12 protein-coding genes are annotated in these 16874 nt (G+C 40.7%); 8 read left to right on the top strand and 4 right to left on the bottom strand.

Going from position 1 to position 16874, the window contains the following annotated elements; translation table 11 throughout:
• Positions 1 to 39 precede the first annotated feature (39 nt).
• Positions 40 to 729, bottom strand: a complete 690-nt coding sequence (locus L2737_RS14045) for a zinc metallopeptidase (RefSeq protein ID WP_248956111.1) — start codon at positions 727 to 729, stop codon at positions 40 to 42.
• A 376-nt stretch (positions 730 to 1105) separates the two neighbouring features.
• Here L2737_RS14045 and L2737_RS14040 point away from each other — a divergent pair, with 376 nt between their 5' ends.
• Positions 1106 to 4186: a hypothetical protein gene (locus L2737_RS14040; RefSeq protein ID WP_248956110.1), complete on the top strand. Its 3081-nt coding sequence runs from the start codon at positions 1106 to 1108 to the stop codon at positions 4184 to 4186.
• Between the two features lie 259 nt (positions 4187 to 4445).
• Here L2737_RS14040 and groL read toward each other — a convergent pair whose 3' ends face one another.
• Positions 4446 to 6089, bottom strand: a complete 1644-nt coding sequence (groL, locus tag L2737_RS14035; RefSeq protein WP_229372485.1) for a chaperonin GroEL — start codon at positions 6087 to 6089, stop codon at positions 4446 to 4448.
• 49 nt (positions 6090 to 6138) lie between these two features.
• A complete protein-coding gene (locus L2737_RS14030; protein ID WP_055022857.1) occupies positions 6139 to 6429 on the bottom strand; it encodes a co-chaperone GroES in 291 nt (96 codons plus the stop codon).
• A gap of 224 nt (positions 6430 to 6653) precedes the next feature.
• Between L2737_RS14030 and L2737_RS14025 the strand changes: the two genes are divergently transcribed.
• The 3 genes from L2737_RS14025 to L2737_RS14015 all read left to right on the top strand — a co-directional run bounded on the left by L2737_RS14025 (position 6654) and on the right by L2737_RS14015 (position 10715).
• The gene (locus tag L2737_RS14025) at positions 6654 to 8045 is read left to right on the top strand and encodes an MATE family efflux transporter (protein WP_248956109.1); all 1392 of its coding nucleotides are present in this window, start codon (positions 6654 to 6656) and stop codon (positions 8043 to 8045) included.
• Between the two features lie 158 nt (positions 8046 to 8203).
• Positions 8204 to 8554, top strand: coding sequence for a hypothetical protein (locus tag L2737_RS14020; RefSeq protein WP_248956108.1), 351 nt, complete (start codon positions 8204 to 8206; stop codon positions 8552 to 8554).
• A gap of 349 nt (positions 8555 to 8903) precedes the next feature.
• Positions 8904 to 10715, top strand: coding sequence for a methyl-accepting chemotaxis protein (locus L2737_RS14015; RefSeq protein WP_248956107.1), 1812 nt, complete (start codon positions 8904 to 8906; stop codon positions 10713 to 10715).
• Positions 10716 to 10798: 83 nt separating this feature from the next.
• On the opposite strand, the gene L2737_RS14010 is transcribed toward L2737_RS14015, so the two are convergent.
• Complete coding sequence (locus tag L2737_RS14010; protein WP_248956106.1) at positions 10799 to 11440, bottom strand: FxsA family protein; 642 nt, start codon at positions 11438 to 11440, stop codon at positions 10799 to 10801.
• Between the two features lie 369 nt (positions 11441 to 11809).
• On the opposite strand from L2737_RS14010, the gene cutA reads away from it, so the two are divergent.
• The 4 genes from cutA to L2737_RS13990 all read left to right on the top strand — a co-directional run bounded on the left by cutA (position 11810) and on the right by L2737_RS13990 (position 16792).
• Positions 11810 to 12133: a divalent-cation tolerance protein CutA gene (gene cutA, locus L2737_RS14005; RefSeq protein ID WP_102527720.1), complete on the top strand. Its 324-nt coding sequence runs from the start codon at positions 11810 to 11812 to the stop codon at positions 12131 to 12133.
• Positions 12130 to 13992, top strand: coding sequence for a protein-disulfide reductase DsbD (locus L2737_RS14000; protein ID WP_248956105.1), 1863 nt, complete (start codon positions 12130 to 12132; stop codon positions 13990 to 13992). The genes cutA and L2737_RS14000 overlap by 4 nt, the downstream gene beginning before the upstream one ends.
• A gap of 152 nt (positions 13993 to 14144) precedes the next feature.
• Positions 14145 to 15818 (top strand): cation:proton antiporter family protein, encoded by a 1674-nt coding sequence (locus L2737_RS13995; protein WP_248956104.1) that lies wholly within the window; start codon positions 14145 to 14147, stop codon positions 15816 to 15818.
• A gap of 197 nt (positions 15819 to 16015) precedes the next feature.
• Entirely contained in the window at positions 16016 to 16792 is a 777-nt protein-coding gene (locus tag L2737_RS13990; protein WP_248956103.1) for an ABC transporter permease, read from the top strand.
• Positions 16793 to 16874: the final 82 nt, after the last annotated feature.

The following is a 16874-nucleotide window of genomic DNA, read 5'->3' as shown; positions in this document are numbered from 1 at the left end:
GTTTCAATAGCCGCACACGCTACTCACTGATAGTAGCTATTAGCGACGCAGCACCGCTATCCAGCGGCCAAGATTGAGTAAGCTGGCCAGCGAGCCAGCCACGTAGGTTAGCGCCGCTGCCTTGAGAATCTTCTCCGCATGTTTTAGGTCACCGTCGTGCAGGTAGTTACCCTCTTTGAGTATGGGCAGCGCCTTGCCATAACTGGCGTCGAACTCCACCGGCAAGGTCACCAGATGCACAACAGTGCTTAACCCCATAGAAAGCACGCCGATTAATATGGTCAAGGCGCCAGCCTGCGGTATACGGGTGAGCATTAAGACCACTGGCGCCGCGAACATCATTATGCCGGCAATACGTTCACCGACCATCGCTGTTCTAGCGAGCTTCTGTCGCATCAAAAACAAAGACTCGCCGCGAGAATCCTGCAGCGCATGCCCAACCTCGTGGGCAGCGACAGTCACAGCAGTCAGGGAATGACCGGAATAGTTATCCGGCGAAAGGCGAACAGTCTTAGCCCCAGGATCATAATGATCGCCATCAGGCGTCTCTTCAACCTTAACGTCATTTAGGCCAAAACGATCTAGAATATGGCGAGCAAATTCACCACCGCTACCTTGCTGACGGTAGCGATCAGCGGGCTGTTGAAACTTGCTCATAATGTGCTTAACCCACAAACCAGGCAAGAATACGCAGCCCGCAATGACAATAATTAGAATGATCCATAGCATGCAAACCAGTATGCCATAAACCTTGATATAACTCTCACGGTTTTAAAGCCACTAAAAAGCCTCAATACCGTTAGGTATCGGGGATGTGTAATTTTCTATGCTTTAAGCTTTTAAGCTTTAGAGCAGCGATGAATTTTGCATTCTTAGCACAGGTTAAAATGGGTGGCTAAAAGTTTTTACTCGACCCTAGTTGTCATTTTTCAAGAGTTCGGTGATAAATTTCCTCTATTTTTTTATCAATTATTTGGCCTAGATGTAGATGGGGCGCATGGCCTTTCGCAAATGAAACTCATTAATTTCAATAGAAAAAAATTAAAATGAGTGATACCGTACCCACTTAACAACTTAGCAACATAACCACATAACAAGGAAGATTATGTATTTTAGAATGCTCATCATGGCATTTAGCCTAATGTTCACAGCATTAACAAGCGCAGCTTCGTTACCAGGAGTTAGAATTCATGACCCTTATCCGGTTTTTACACCAGGTACAAAGCTAAAAAGCTTCTACGGTGGTTTCGAAGAAGCAAAGGTCACCACGACAAACTCCAACTTATTCAAAGCAATAGAACTAGAATCAAAAATACTATTGCTAATGACGGACGAAAATCAACTTCTTAGGCTTTACGTGCTAAATAACGAAAAGCTAGAAAAATTATCAATAAACACAAATTTCCATGTACCAAGCAATTCGAGGTTGAATATACCGATAAACCATATCGTCTTAAATGATAAGGTTGCTATTATAAAGATACCAGATGCATACATAGTTACAGATGGAACGGAAGGTGGCACACATCAGTTGACCCCAGAATTTCCAAATCATATTGGAAGCTACAACAATTTCTGGGCCGCTAGCGACAGTTCAATCGTATTTAAAGAGTTTGATCTGTTATATGAAGTAGATATCAAAACAGGAAAGCTACTCAGCACAACTGAGCATGAAAACTCACATACACCTTATATTATGGTTAGCGAAAACAAATCAGCTATTGCGCATGATCATTCATATGATGACGGTTTTAATCATGTCGTTTACAATAAAAAAGAAATTGTTCACAGATTCAAATCAGAAATACAATTAGACAATTTTTTCATAACTAAAGATTCTGACCGAAAGCTACTAAAATTTGACAAAGAACTTGGTATTATTGAATATTTCTCAGAGAGCAGCATTCCCAAATGTAATAACAACGATGTAAAAATAAACCACTTTCCAGGTATAAAAGATGACGAAAAAGTAATAGCGTTCTTTGGCATATCAGATACAAGCGCACAATGCTTTTACACATACAATAAAGAATCAAAAAAGATAACAACCCACTTCATGGAAAGTTTTTATTCTACCGAAATAATATCTGCCAACGAACAAGAAATCATATTGCTAAACGATTATAGATTATCCACATTTTCGCCACCAAAATACGATTACGCTAAATATGAGATTGCAAAAAAAACAACACTCCAATTATTTGACGACAACAAAGAAAGATTAATAAGAAATATTACATCATCAACCAGCAATACTTTATTTCACTCTAAACTTCATAATTGCAATGAAAACTGTACAGAAGTATCAAAACTCAGCTTTAAACCATTTTTAAAGAAAATACTTAACAATCGACTCAGACGTACTGATCCTAAAACAAGCTTTGACCCAGAATCTCTTGTATCAATAGATGACCCATTAACACCTAGCACAAATATAAAACACTTTTATTTTAATAACAATTATTACGCATATGGCCCTTTCCCATCTTTAGGGCTATATAAAGAGTCACTAAGAGAAGAGAGGGTTTATTGGAAGCCCATATATATATCAAAGGCTAACAGCCAAACTATCAATAATGAAGACTCTAACTGGAACTTCATTGAAGACCAGTTTGTTTCATTAGGCAACGTAAGTGGTGATAATAAAAAAACCACTTACATAACCACGATAAATTTAGGCAATAGTTATAATAAAATAGCAATCCAGTCAGAGAATTATTATAGCAAAATATTTAGCACTGATGACTCATTATTATTAACTCATGAGACTCATGATAATTTGCTTAAAATATCTAAAAACTCTGCAAAAGAGTTCGACCTATCAGCTTATACAGATAATACACATTCAGGAAAAACTGTAATACATTACGACGAAGCGTATTATCTAAATAATAAGGAAAGCATTACATTTAACATAGAAAACGAAGAACCAAGTGAAATATCATATAAAAAAGACAGCAATGATATACGACACACATCTTGCGGTAATTTCATTTATTATAATAGCTACAATGATGAAATACAGGACTTCGACATTTTAAAATTCAATAAAGAAGGGGAGTATCTAACAGCTCATAAAGGCAGAATATTGAATCCGGGCATGTCAGATAAGAGTGATACAATCCTAATAAAACCTTCCAACGAAGATGTGATATTACTAAATTGTAATAATGACCAAAATGAAGATATATTTAGTGAAACAGAAAAGCACAAACTAAACATATTTTTTACTAGTAATACTTCAGCCTACAGTAGCAACTCTGATACAATTTACAAGATAGTATCTGGCGAACTACATAAATATGATCTAGAAAAAAATCAGCATTATATATATCCAGAGACTCAAATAGGAATGTTTAGAACGCTCCCTATCGACTTCAACGGTTACACAATCATTGAGATCAACGATGAAATATACGAAGTAAAAGAGTCTAATCTCACAAAGATATCCAGTAGCTTTCCTGAAGAGTATAAACAATTGTTTATCAGCTCCAAAGATAATAGATTTGGATTATTAAAAAAGCCGGATGGTAAAAGCAGCAATCGCTTGGCATTATATATTCTTGACCGAAATACAGGCTCTATTTACGAAACTGGAGTGAAAGCTGGTTACAATGACGTGCGAATGTACACACTTATCCAAAACAAATTTGTTGTCCGGGGAAGTTATAAAGGATACAAAAGCGCAAATGTTGAGATAGACCCCTATTGTATTGTTGATAACCTATGCGATACACAGTTTGATAATAGGCCTCCAATTGTAGCGATTCAAGATAACCTCTACTTTGAGCCTGGTGATGAAATTGCAGTTTTGCTAAAAGTAGTGGATGAAGATTTAGACAATCTAACCTTTACTTTAGAGAGCACCCATGAATGGCTCAATATAGACGATAGAGGTGTACTAAGAGGCACCATACCACCAACTAACGCTAACTACTCTGTCAATGCAAATGTGAGCGATGGGGTTAACTCTGTAAACATAAGTCCTTTTACAATTGTAGTTCACAATGATGGAATAGAGTCTATCTCAGAACCAAATCCTGACCCTCAACCAGAGCCTGTTCCAGCTAGTTCAAGCGGCGGTAGTTTAAGCTTCTACACGCTGATCACACTAGCCGTTTCTGTATATATCCAAAAAAGTAAACGCCTATATTATATCCGTCGACGCAATAGGGTACCTGTTTAAAAACCACGTTATAGCTCGACACGTACTAAACTAAAAAGAGTAATAATCACAACCTAATAAAAACCCGACACTGTCACCAGTATCGGGTTTTATATTATGCTTTTTAAAAAGCTAGCTGTTAGCTATAAGCTATAAACTATAAACAACAGAGCATCTAACGCAGGAAAAATTGACTAGTACAAGGCGCTGCAAGCGAAGCATACGTTTTGTGTATGTGAGCGAGTAGCAACGCAGTAATAGCCAATTTTAACCAGTTAGATTACATGCCCATGCCGCCCATACCGCCCATTCCACCCATTCCGCCCATATCTGGCGCTGCAGCTTCTTGTGGAATTTCAGCTACCATTGCTTCAGTTGTGATCATTAGACCTGCAATTGATGCGGCAAACTGTAGTGCACTACGAGTTACTTTAGTTGGGTCAAGAATACCCATTTCTAGCATGTCACCGTAAGTGTCGTTACCTGCGTTGTAACCGAAGTTACCTGTGCCATTTTTAACTGTGTTAGCCACAACTGAGGCTTCTTCACCTGCGTTAGTTGCGATTTGACGTAGAGGCGCTTCCATTGAACGTAGTGCGATAATCACACCGTGTTTTTGGTCTTCGTTGATCACTTCAACTTCAGAGATTTTAGAAGCAACACGTACTAGTGCAACCCCACCTCCAGGAACAACGCCTTCTTCTACTGCTGCGCGAGTTGCATGTAATGCATCTTCTACGCGAGCTTTTTTCTCTTTCATTTCAACTTCAGTTGCTGCGCCAACTTTGATTACTGCAACACCGCCAGCTAACTTAGCCATACGCTCTTGAAGTTTTTCTTTGTCGTAGTCTGAAGTTGATTCTTCAACTTGAATCTTGATTTGTGAAACGCGACCAGAGATTTGCTCTTGCTCGCCGTTACCATCGATGATGGTGGTGCTGTCTTTAGTGATAACAACACGCTTAGCTGTACCTAAATCTTCTAGGGCTGCTTTTTCAATCTCTAGACCGATTTCTTCAGCGATAACAGTACCGCCAGTAAGAATCGCGATGTCTTGTAGCATTGCTTTACGACGGTCACCAAAGCCTGGCGCTTTAACAGCTGCCACTTTAACGATACCGCGCATGTTGTTGACAACTAATGTTGCTAATGCTTCGCCTTCAACGTCTTCTGCAACGATAAGCAATGGCTTACCTGTTTTAGCTAACGCTTCTAGGATTGGTAATAATTCACGGATGTTAGAGATTTTCTTATCAACTAATAAGATAAATGGTGCATCTAACTCAACGCTGCCAGTTTCTGGCTTGTTGATGAAGTATGGTGATAGGTAACCACGGTCAAACTGCATACCTTCAACAACGTCTAATTCGTTTTCAAGCGCTTGGCCTTCTTCAACGGTAATAACGCCTTCTTTGCCAACTTTTTCCATTGCTGTTGCAATGATTTCGCCGATTGATTCGTCAGAGTTAGCAGAAATAGTACCAACCTGTGCAATGGCTTTAGAATCTGAACACTCTTGAGAAAGCGCTTTAAGTTCAGCAACAGCAGCAATGACTGCTTTGTCGATGCCGCGCTTAAGATCCATTGGGTTCATACCAGCAGCAACCGCTTTTAGACCTTCAGTCACGATTGATTGTGCTAATACTGTTGCAGTAGTTGTACCGTCACCAGCAGCGTCATTGGCTTTAGAAGCAACTTCTTTCACCATTTGTGCGCCCATGTTTTCGAACTTGTCTTCTAGTTCGATTTCTTTCGCTACCGAAACACCATCTTTAGTGATTAGCGGTGAGCCAAAGCTTTTGTCTAAAACAACGTTACGACCTTTAGGGCCTAAAGTTACTTTTACTGCGTTAGCAAGAATGTTGACGCCGTTTAGCATTTTAACGCGGCCGTCACTGCCAAATAATACTTCTTTTGCTGACATTTTCATGTTCCTTAAAATTTGTTGATTGAAAGCGATTTAATGGCGCGGATTAACCTACAACTGCCATTAAGTCTGATTCAGATAAGATAAGTACTTCTTCACCATCAATCTTTTCTTTCTTCACGCCGTAGCCTTCGTTGAAAATCACTACGTCGCCTACTTTAACGTCAAGCGCTTTCACTTCGCCGTTTTCTAAGATGCGACCATTGCCTACAGCTAGGATTTCACCACGTGTTGATACTTCTGCAGCACTACCAGTTAATACGATGCCACCAGCTGAAGTTGACTCAACCTCTAAACGTTTTACGATTACGCGGTCATGTAATGGACGAATATTCATCTACGGACTCTCCTAATGATTGCTGCCCACAAACGAGGCGGTTTTAAACAAATGATAAGGGCATTTACCCTTTGATGTTTGATATATGGGGGTTGATGATCACAGTTCCAAGGGTATTTATAAAAAAACTGCGATTTTTTTGTAAAATTTGTCGCTAGTATTTATTAAACGATAATGAATACTGATAGAATTTGTCTCCCGTTTTCGTGTTTAAGTCCAAATTGATGAATGATAAACATGGGTTGCTCAGCGCACCAATAGGTCGTGTGCTTTTCAATATGAGCCTCCCCAACCTTATCGGTATCCTCACCATTTATGGTGGCAGCCTTATAGATACATTCTTCATTAGTCAGTTAGGTACTGATGCGCTTGCTGCTGTCAGTTTCACTTTCCCTGTCGCCATTGTGTTTGCCAGTATCGCCATTGGTATTGGCGCTGCCACATCGACTAATCTTTCTCGATTAATTGGAGCTGGCAATACAACCAAAGCTAAAAGCTTCTTATTTGACGCTATGCTGCTGACCTTCATCTTGATCAGTATATTGGTCTCTGTTGGCATTATGGCTATTGACCCACTGTTTACCTTGATGGGGGCAAATGAAAAAAGCTTGCCGCTGATCCACGACTATATGTTGATATGGTTTTGCAGTGCGCCGCTGTTAGTGTTGTTAATGGTGGGCAATCAAGGGATCCGCGCCACGGGTGATACTCGCTCGCCAGCGATTATTATGGCGGTGGCCGCAATTATTAACTTAATCCTCGATCCATTATTAATTTTTGGTATAGGGCCATTTCCCCGCCTTGAGATCCAAGGGGCTGCGATTGCGACTTTAGTGTCGTGGCTGGTCGCTTTTACCGTTTCGGGCTACATCCTCATTTATAAAAAACGCATTCTTGAGCTAATGACACTTTGCAGAGTTCGTATTACTGCAAATTGGAAAAAGCTCGGTCATATTGCTCGCCCTGCCGCATTAATGAATATGATGAACCCAATCGCTAATGGGGTCATATTAGCCATGCTTGCTAGAGCAGACCAAGCAGCAGTTGCCGCTTTTGGCGCAGGAATTCGTTTAGAAACGTTATTTTTAGTGGTGATAATGGCCATGACGTCATCGTTAATGCCGTTTGTGGGGCAAAACTTAGGGGCTGGCCAACATAAGCGCGCCAAAGACGGCATGATGCTAGCACTGCGCTTTGCTTTAGTGTTTCAAACCTTGTTGTATATCCCGATTTACTTCAGCGGTAACACCATTGCCCAGTGGTTCAGCAGTGACCCTGCCGTTATCGATTCTTTAAGCTTTTATATTCATGTATTACCCGCAGCCTATGGGCCATTAGCTATAGTGATTATTTTTGCCACTTGCTTAAATGCCTACCATCGCCCAATGAAATCATTAGTGATTAACCTCGTCCGCTTATTTGCATTAATGCTGCCTTTAGCCGCGGTTGGTTTATATCTCGGTGGAGTAAAAGGCTTGCTAATTGCATTGCCTGTAACTAATACCATCATGGGGATTGCCTGTTACATTATGGCGAGTAAACTCACTGAACCCGATTCTGCTCATCTTCACTACAACAATGACGAATTGAATAGTTCTGCTGATTCAACCTTATAGCTTGTATAAGAAGCATGGTTTACTAAGGCTGATGAATTAAGCTTAATTCATCAGCTCTTGCAGCGTTAAGGATTTAATGTTGTATTGAGTAAAATGCGACTAGCAGTAATAAATAACAGTCGGCTGTATTAAATAAACTAAATGCCAAGGAAAGCCCCATGAGTAAGTCTGTCAATGCCACCCTATTAAATGCATTTGTTTGCCCTGGAGTTGGGCACTTATATTTAGGTAAAAAAGCCATTGGCTGGAGCATTATTGCGGCATGTTTTGTGAGCCTATGTGCCATCATGACCGTGGTAATGCAGCGCGCTCAAACCATTGCCGATGATATTGTTGCCGGCAATATTCCCCTCGATTTTTATAGCATTTATGACGCGGTGCACCAAAGTGTTACCACTAACTTACCTGCTTCACTGGATATCGCAGTATTGGTGCTATTAATCTGTTGGATTGGGGGCAGTATTAGTGCCTATATCATGGGCAAAAAAATCGATGACGCTAACGGTTAAAAACATGCTTTAGTCATATAGATATGCCAGCCCCCCTCTTTCTTATCATCCATTCCATACAATCCTATCTCATCTCATACAATCCCATTCAATCCCATCCCGAACAATACTAGTGACAAATGGGTTCATCTAAAAAACATTCCGTCACCAATCTGTCCTATCAATTCGATACTGGTAAATAAGCGCAAATGAACTTTTTCATAACGGTGTTTTTCCTGACTTTCTAATCATTTAAACCCAAGTCATTTATAAACAAATTGATTTTGGTCAATTATAAACTAGGCTCAAATAGATTAGAAAATGCTAAGGATGGCATATATTGCGTCCCTCTAAGGAAGGAGAAACATGAATGTTTGATTCAAATATTACCTTGCGTAGTAAGCTCATTGTTTTAATTAGTGCTGTTATCACAGGCCTATTGCTGTTATTTCTGTTTTCGCATTTCTTTTCAGCAAGACAAGATAATTTGGCTGAAATGAAATCAACCATCCAACAAGCCAATATTGTCGCGCTCCAACTACGTCGAAATGAAAAAGACTTTCTGCTGCGAAAAGATAACAAATACCTAGAAAAATTTAATCAGAACTACCAAAGTTTAATCAGTAATATCGACTCATTAGATGTGGATAGTGCCATTTTGAATAAGCCCAACTTAGTAGAGAATTTTAGCCTCTATAAGCAACACTTTACCCAACTGGTGAATACCACGGCGCAAAAAGGTTTGGATGAAAAGTCAGGCCGTTACGGTGAACTGCGGGCGGCAACTCACAAACTTGAAGCTTGGCTACATCAACATAATAAAAGTGAAGATTTAATTGCTATGCTCACCATACGTCGTCACGAAAAAGACTACATGTTACGGCATCAAGAAAAGTACCTCACTCGCTTAGATAGCGAAATACAAAGTCTCGCATTAACACTCAGTAATTCACCAGAAGCAATGCTTTACCTTAATGGATACCAAAAAGCGTTTGCTGATTATGTCACTCTTAATAATCAAATAGGCCTTACTCCCAAGTTAGGGCTTCGAGGAGCAATGCGCTCAGCCACCCACAATGCAGAACAACAATTACAACAAGCAACAACGAGCATTAATACTTATATCACTAGTCAGCAGCGACTTGCCTTTTGGTTATCCTTGGTTGTCTTCTTAATCATTTCAGTTGTACTTACCATGGCAGTGATTAAATTAAGCCGCAATATCCGTAAACCAATTAGAGAAGCGGTAAAAAGTATCAATGGCATTATCAATGAACGTAATTTTACTATGCGGGTGCCTAAAAAAGCCGAAGATGAGTTTGGCGAAATCATTGATGCGATAAATGATTTTATCGCTTTTGCTCAAAAGATTAATATTTCGATGAGCGAACTACGTGAGGTCACACAAGAACTAGAGTCTCGCGCATTATTAAGTGGCGAGCAATTGCAATTACAGGCGCAAAAATGTGAGTCAGTGGCTACGGCTTCAAATGAACTTGAGTACTCTGTCGATGAAATTGTTAAAAGCACCACTCATACAGCGAGTACTGCAGCTCAAATAGCAACTTATGCAGAACAGGGTAAAAATCAATTAGAAGGCATGCATACTAAATTTGGAGCCACTGCAGACCGGTTAGTGAAGTCAGCGGAACATATTGAAGTCTTAATGGGTAAGACTCAAAACATTAACAACTTTATTGATGAAATTCAGAGCATTGCAGGACAAACAAACTTACTGGCCTTAAATGCCGCCATTGAAGCGGCTCGTGCAGGTGATTCAGGTCGGGGATTTTCAGTCGTAGCTGATGAAGTTAGATCCCTTGCTGCACGTACTCAAGAGTCAACCGAGCAAATAACCCAAATCATCAGTGAGCTGCAAGTACTCACACAAGATGCTTTTACCGAAGTTAGTGACTGTAAAAACATGAGTATGACCAACTTAACTGAGGTCGATAAATCCAGTCAAATACTCTCGAAGGTCATCTGTGAAGTGGATTCAATTAATGATATGGCGACTAATATTGCCGCCTCGGTTGAGCAACAAAGCAATATGCTAAAAGATATTAACGAGAATATTGCTGACGTTAAAGAAGGTTGTGATGTGTTAAGTGCCAGAGCCAGAAGTAATCACCAAACCTGCTCAGTGGCTAATGAAAAAACACTGATGATTGGCCATTTCTGATGTATTCCCCTAAGCGATAACGGGTTCAATCTAAAAAGCCTTAACTCAGTGTTTGAGTTAAGGCTTTTTACTAATAACAAGCTTTACACCTTCTCGCTTTTATCTGAATCGTTGTTTTTATCAGGTTGAGGTTCTATCTCGCCGTCAATAACATCATCTTGTTGACTTTTAGGGGCTTGTGAATCATTTTTTTGAACAAAATCAGCCTCTAGCTGATGCGAACGTGAAGTTGGCTCTTGTTTGCGCTCAAAGTCACCATCGAAGGTATTTCCGTCATTGCGTCCTTGATCAAATGGGTTTTGGCCAAAACCTTGCTGACCAAATGGGTTCTGACCCGCTTGCCCTTGAAAACCGCCACCAGCAACCACGCGCATTTGCATACGTTTAAAGATGTAGCTCGCAATGGGTGAACGAGTAAATGGGGTTAATAGTAATAAACCAATCAAGTCAGTGACAAAACCTGGAAACAACAACAATAAACCTGCTGCAGCCAACATCATGCCTTCGACAATTTCCTTACCTGGCGCTTCACCGCGTTCCAGTTTAGATTGCACTGACATTAAGGTGCTTAAGCCTTGGCTACGCACCAATGACACACCGACTATTGCGGTTAAAAACACGAGTGCCACAGTATTCAATGGGCCAAACACATCTCCTACTGAGATCAACACTGATAACTCAATAGCAGGAACAAGAATAAAAACTAAAAACAAAACTAACAGCATGCTGGCCTCAATTATTTCATTGGGTATGAACAATATATGGGGGTAATCAGGTCTTAATTCAAGACGCATCAAAATTATTGTTATTCACAAAGGTATTTAGACCTTTTGCGGTCAAGATTTTTCGAGATAATGGTTACTACTGTTTGCTTATGACGATGTCATCAATGCTATCAGTATTAAATTAGCAACTAACGCTTACATAATTCATCTCGAAAGATTATCGGCCTCTAGTGAACTCAATGACAAAAAAACGTAAAGTAGTGCGCTATTGTTATGAATAAAAACAAATTCATAAGCTCTAGCAGGCACCTATTTTAGGTTATTAAGCTTAAGCTAACTTTAAGATAAACCAAAGATGATAAGCTCCCTATGTCAGCAAACTATTTATTAGTTATAACAACTTGTCCAGATATCGCCAGTGCAAAAAAGCTCGCAACAGCGTTAGTCAACGCTAAGGTCGCTGCTTGTGTGCAATTGTATCCTCAGGTCGAATCGGTCTATGTCTGGGAAAGTGAGGTTTGTCATAGTAGTGAAGTGGCTATGCACATAAAATGCATGGCAGATAATTATGATGCGATACAAAAAATAGTGATCGATTTGCATCCCTATGAAGTACCAGAGTTAATCGCTACGCCTATTACCCATGGCTTGCCAAATTATTTACATTGGATAAAAGAAACCTCTCAATCATGAATAAAATATTTGCGCTTATATTGACCAGCTTACTGCTGCTATCACCATTAGCACACAGTGAAGACATTTTTAGTAACAGCAACAAATTCAGCTTTTTACAAGACGAACCTGAATTAATGCCCGTTGAAGAGGCTTTCGTATTTGATTACAAGCAAGACGGTAATCGAGTCGCAGTTAACTTTGTCATAGCCGAAGGCTATTACATGTATCGTGACAAGTTGACCTTTAGCGCAGATGGCGCAGTCATTGGCGATATCGAATTGCCAAAAGGTAAAATGCACGATGACGAATATTTTGGCGAACAAGCCGTTTACTACTCTTATGTCGAGCTGCCATTGGCACTTAAAGAGGCTGCTGCTGGCTCAAAGGTGCAAGTCACCTTTATGGGCTGCGCCGAGGGTAAGCTGTGTTATCCACCTACCAAACGTGATGTAAATCTAGAAGCCGTTGCGGCCAACGATGGCAAACTTGCCAAGAAAAAAGCCATCATTGGCGATGACTACGCCGCAAAACAAGCAGCGCAAAATGCCCCAGCCAACCCAGAATCACAAGCACCAATCACGCAGCAAGATAGCTTAAGCCAAATGTTGGCTAACGACAGTCTGATGTGGACCTTAGTGATTTTCTTTGGTTTAGGCATTGGTTTAGCCCTAACCCCTTGTGTATTCCCAATGTACCCGATTTTATCAGGGATTATTGTCGGCCAAGGTAAGCAATTATCTACCGCAAAAGCCTTCACCTTATCGATGGCTTATGTTCAAGGTATGGCGATTACCTATTCGCTATTAGGCTTAGTGGTCGCTTCTGCTGGGATGAAGTTCCAGGCTGCGCTGCAGCACCCTGCTATTTTGATTTTCTTAGCAGTGATGTTTGTGCTGCTCAGTTTGTCTATGTTTGGCATGTACGAGTTACGCCTGCCGGGCAAATGGCAAGATAAAATGAACAACCTGTCGAATAACCAAAAAGGTGGCAACCTGATTGGCGTATTCTTTATGGGCGTGATTTCAGGCTTAGTCGCTTCACCTTGTACTACAGCGCCATTGTCTGGTGCATTGATTTATGTGGCGCAAAGCGGTGACTTACTGCAAGGGTTCTTAGCACTCTACGTATTAAGCATGGGTATGGGTGTGCCGTTACTTATTATTGGCACCTCTGGCGGTAAATTATTACCACGTGCAGGCGCTTGGATGGATATCATTAAAACCATCTTTGGTTTCTTACTGATTTCAGTGTCTATCGTAATGGTAGGTCGTATCTGGCCTGGGGTTGTCTCTGATGTACTTTGGTCGCTATGGGGCGTTGGCTTAACTGGCTACCTTATCCACCAAAACAAGCTGTCTGAGTTTAACTGGAAGCAAACCACTCGTGGCATTTTGCTTACGCTGACATTATTGGCAAGTTTCTCATACGGTTTCCAAGCGGTGATGTCTGCCATGGGGTTACAAGCGCCGTCTCTCAGTAATGAAATCAATCAAAGTGAACCTGTTAAACATGCCGAATTTAAACTGATTAAATCGGTAGATGACTTAGAAGTTGAACTGGATAAAGCCAGTATTAGCGGTAAAACCGTTATGCTTGATTTATATGCTGACTGGTGTGTGGCCTGTAAAGAGTTTGAGAACATTACCTTCGTCGCCCCTGAAGTGATGGAGCGTTTAGATCAAATGGTTTTACTGCAAGCAGATGTGACCAAAAGTGATGCAGTTGATGTTGAATTGCTCGAGCACTTCAGTGTGTTAGGACTACCAACACTCTTAATGTTCGATGAAAATGGCAATCAACGTGAAGATTTACGAGTAACGGGTTTTATGAACCCTAAACCTTTTGCTGAACACTTGGATTTATTACTTGTAAAATAATTTATAAATTTTTAACGTTATGAAAAAAGGCCAATTTATTTTTAAATTGGCCTTTTTGTTGATATAGGTTTAAATTTTAATATCAAGTTAATTTTATTGTTATACAATCTACTTAACTACAACCCATTTTCAACAACTAGAAATAAGGCATTATGGAACCAGCAATTTTCATCATTACCCTGCTTTGCGGCATGCTCGTTAGCCGAGTCGGATTACCTCCGCTTATTGGTTATTTAGCAGCAGGCTTCATACTGTTTATTTTTGGTGTCCAAGATGAAAGTGTGCCATTACTGCAAGAACTAGCTGACTTAGGCGTTATGCTGCTGCTATTCGCTATTGGCTTAAAACTCGATGTAAAAAGCTTGCTTAAATCTGAGATTTGGGCCAGTTCCAGTCTGCACTTAATCGGTTCGATTTTGTTCTTTTTGCCCATATTAAAACTCTTGGGTTTAGTCGGTCTAGATAGACTGGTTGATCTAGAGATAGACCAACTATTGCTGCTAAGTTTTGCCTTAAGTTTCTCAAGTACCGTGTTTGCCGTTAAAGTGCTCGATGAAAACGGAGATGGCCAGGCACTATATGGCCGTATCGCCATTGGTATCTTGATTATGCAAGATATCTTCGCGGTATTGTTCTTAACGATTTCTAAAGGCGAATTCCCATCAGTATATGCCTTAGGTTTACTGCTACTACCGTTATTGAAACCGGTGATTTATAAAGTGTTTGACCGAGTGGGCCACGGTGAAATGCTGATCTTATTTGGTTTATCTATGGCACTTATCATGGGTGCATGGGTATTTGAAGCCGTTGGTTTAAAACCTGATTTGGGCGCTCTGATCATGGGCATTTTACTCGCAGGTCACGCAAAATCATCTGAGCTTGCTAAGTCCATTTACTACTTTAAAGAACTATTCTTAGTCGCCTTCTTTTTAACCATTGGCTTAAATGGTCTACCCACTATCGAAGATGTGGGACTTGCAGGGTTATTAGTGTTACTTATTCCGTTTAAAGTATTGCTGTTTTTCTTCATCCTTACCCGCTTTAAGTTGCGTGCTCGTACCTCGCTGTTTGCCTCGTTTAACTTAGGTAATTACAGTGAGTTTGGCCTGATTGTTGCGGCGGTTGCGGCGCAAAAAGGCTGGCTACCAGCAGAATGGTTAATTATTTTAGCGGTGGCATTGAGTATTAGTTTCTTAATTGCTGCGCCATTAAATGCGAGCGTAAACCGCTTGTATCAGCGTTTCCATGACACACTCACTACCATTGAAAAACATCCACTTCACCCAGAGGATAGACAAATCCCAGTGGGTAATCCTCGCTTTTTGATCTTAGGTATGGGGCGAATTGGTTCAGGTGCTTATGATGAATTGCGCAGTAAGTACAGCGGCGAAATTTTAGGGATTGAACACAAACAAGAGTTAGTGGATTTTCATCGCAACGAAGGCCGTAATGTTGTACAAGGCGATGCCAGCGATACCGATTTTTGGGAAAAACTTGAACGTGCCCCTAAGCTTGAATTAGTCCTACTGGCTATGCCGCATCACGTGGGTAATATGTTTGCCGTTGAGCAACTGAAAAAGCTCGAATACCAAGGAAAAATTAGTGCCATTGTCCAGTACTCTGAAGATGCTGAATCACTGAAAGAGCAAGGCGTAAACAGCGTTTATAACTTGTATGAGGCAGCAGGTGCAGGTTTTGTCGATAACGTCATCCACGAATTACTTGAGCCTAAAACTGAAGGTGAACAAATAGCCAATGGCGCAGAAACGAGTGCAGATAAAGCCAGTGCTAAAAATGAAATAACGCCTAATCTGAGCAAACCTTAGCTTGATTGAGTAATGGCTGCCGACTGATTATTTTAGCGGCAATGTAGCCAAATCAAAACTGCGTCTTATGTTGTTATAAGGCGCTTTTTTATGTTTGAATCACTAGCTTGAATAACCTAGCTTGAATAACCTAGCTTGAATAACATATGCCGACTTGTTTAACTAACCTTTCAGCCATTTACACCCAAGGATAGATTATGGATATTAGCTGGCTTGCCCTTGGGCTGTTTATGTTGGTATTAATTGTCCCCTTTGCCATTAATCGCTCATACCAACTGCATCTCGGTAAAGAGATCTCCATCGCCGTGGTGAGAATGACGCTGCAAATGGCTTTAATTGGCCTGTATCTGCAATATCTTTTTCACCTCGATAATGTCTGGGTAAATCTCGCTTGGCTATTGGTGATGCTACTGGTTGGTGCTAGTGCGATTATCAGTAAAGCTAAATTACCTAAACGGCCGTTAATGGTGCCTATCTGCACTGGGCTGCTACTTGGACTCATGCCTATTTTACTAGTGATGATGTTGTGGCTATTTCAGCCGACACCGATTTATAGCGCCCAATACCTGATACCCACTGCAGGTATGTTGTTAGGCAATAGCCTGAGCGGCAATATTATTGCGCTGCAACGTTTGTTTGCTGCATTTGAAGAAAAACAGCCTCAATATCACGGCGCTCTGGCGTTAGGTGCTAGCCCTAAACAAGCTGCCGCACCATTTGTGCAAACTGCATTACAGCAATCTTTTGCGCCTATTCTAGCGTCCATGGCAACCACAGGTTTAGTCAGCTTACCTGGCATGATGACGGGACAAATCTTAGGTGGTGTCGACCCAATTATTGCTGTGAAGTATCAAATCGTAATTTTAGTCGCTATTTTTGCCACCTTAACCATTTCGGTGGCCACCTCAGTCAGCTTAACCGTGAGAAAGTTACTTACCCACAGTGGAAAAATGCGCTTTAACACTCACCTATAAAAAGCATAAAAAAAAGTGAGCCAATTGGCTCACTTTGCATTGATAACATTAAGGGGAATAATGTTATCGCTAAACTTATTGA

This window comes from Shewanella electrodiphila (assembly GCF_023283985.1).
GTDB lineage: Bacteria > Pseudomonadota > Gammaproteobacteria > Enterobacterales > Shewanellaceae > Shewanella > Shewanella electrodiphila.
The sequence above is the reverse complement of the archived record's forward strand: the minus strand, read 5'-3'. Positions and strand labels throughout refer to the sequence as shown.

Bases quoted from the DNA above. Each gene is read 5' to 3' on its own strand.
- L2737_RS14045 (WP_248956111.1), bottom strand. From the start codon at position 729: ATGCTATGGATCATTCTAATTATTGTCATTGCGGGCTGCGTATTCTTG.
- L2737_RS14040 (WP_248956110.1), top strand. From the start codon at position 1,106: ATGTATTTTAGAATGCTCATCATGGCATTTAGCCTAATGTTCACAGCA.
- groL (WP_229372485.1), bottom strand. From the start codon at position 6,089: ATGTCAGCAAAAGAAGTATTATTTGGCAGTGACGGCCGCGTTAAAATG.
- L2737_RS14030 (WP_055022857.1), bottom strand. From the start codon at position 6,429: ATGAATATTCGTCCATTACATGACCGCGTAATCGTAAAACGTTTAGAG.
- L2737_RS14025 (WP_248956109.1), top strand. From the start codon at position 6,654: ATGAATGATAAACATGGGTTGCTCAGCGCACCAATAGGTCGTGTGCTT.
- L2737_RS14020 (WP_248956108.1), top strand. From the start codon at position 8,204: ATGAGTAAGTCTGTCAATGCCACCCTATTAAATGCATTTGTTTGCCCT.
- L2737_RS14015 (WP_248956107.1), top strand. From the start codon at position 8,904: ATGTTTGATTCAAATATTACCTTGCGTAGTAAGCTCATTGTTTTAATT.
- L2737_RS14010 (WP_248956106.1), bottom strand. From the start codon at position 11,440: ATGCTGTTAGTTTTGTTTTTAGTTTTTATTCTTGTTCCTGCTATTGAG.
- cutA (WP_102527720.1), top strand. From the start codon at position 11,810: ATGTCAGCAAACTATTTATTAGTTATAACAACTTGTCCAGATATCGCC.
- L2737_RS14000 (WP_248956105.1), top strand. From the start codon at position 12,130: ATGAATAAAATATTTGCGCTTATATTGACCAGCTTACTGCTGCTATCA.
- L2737_RS13995 (WP_248956104.1), top strand. From the start codon at position 14,145: ATGGAACCAGCAATTTTCATCATTACCCTGCTTTGCGGCATGCTCGTT.
- L2737_RS13990 (WP_248956103.1), top strand. From the start codon at position 16,016: ATGGATATTAGCTGGCTTGCCCTTGGGCTGTTTATGTTGGTATTAATT.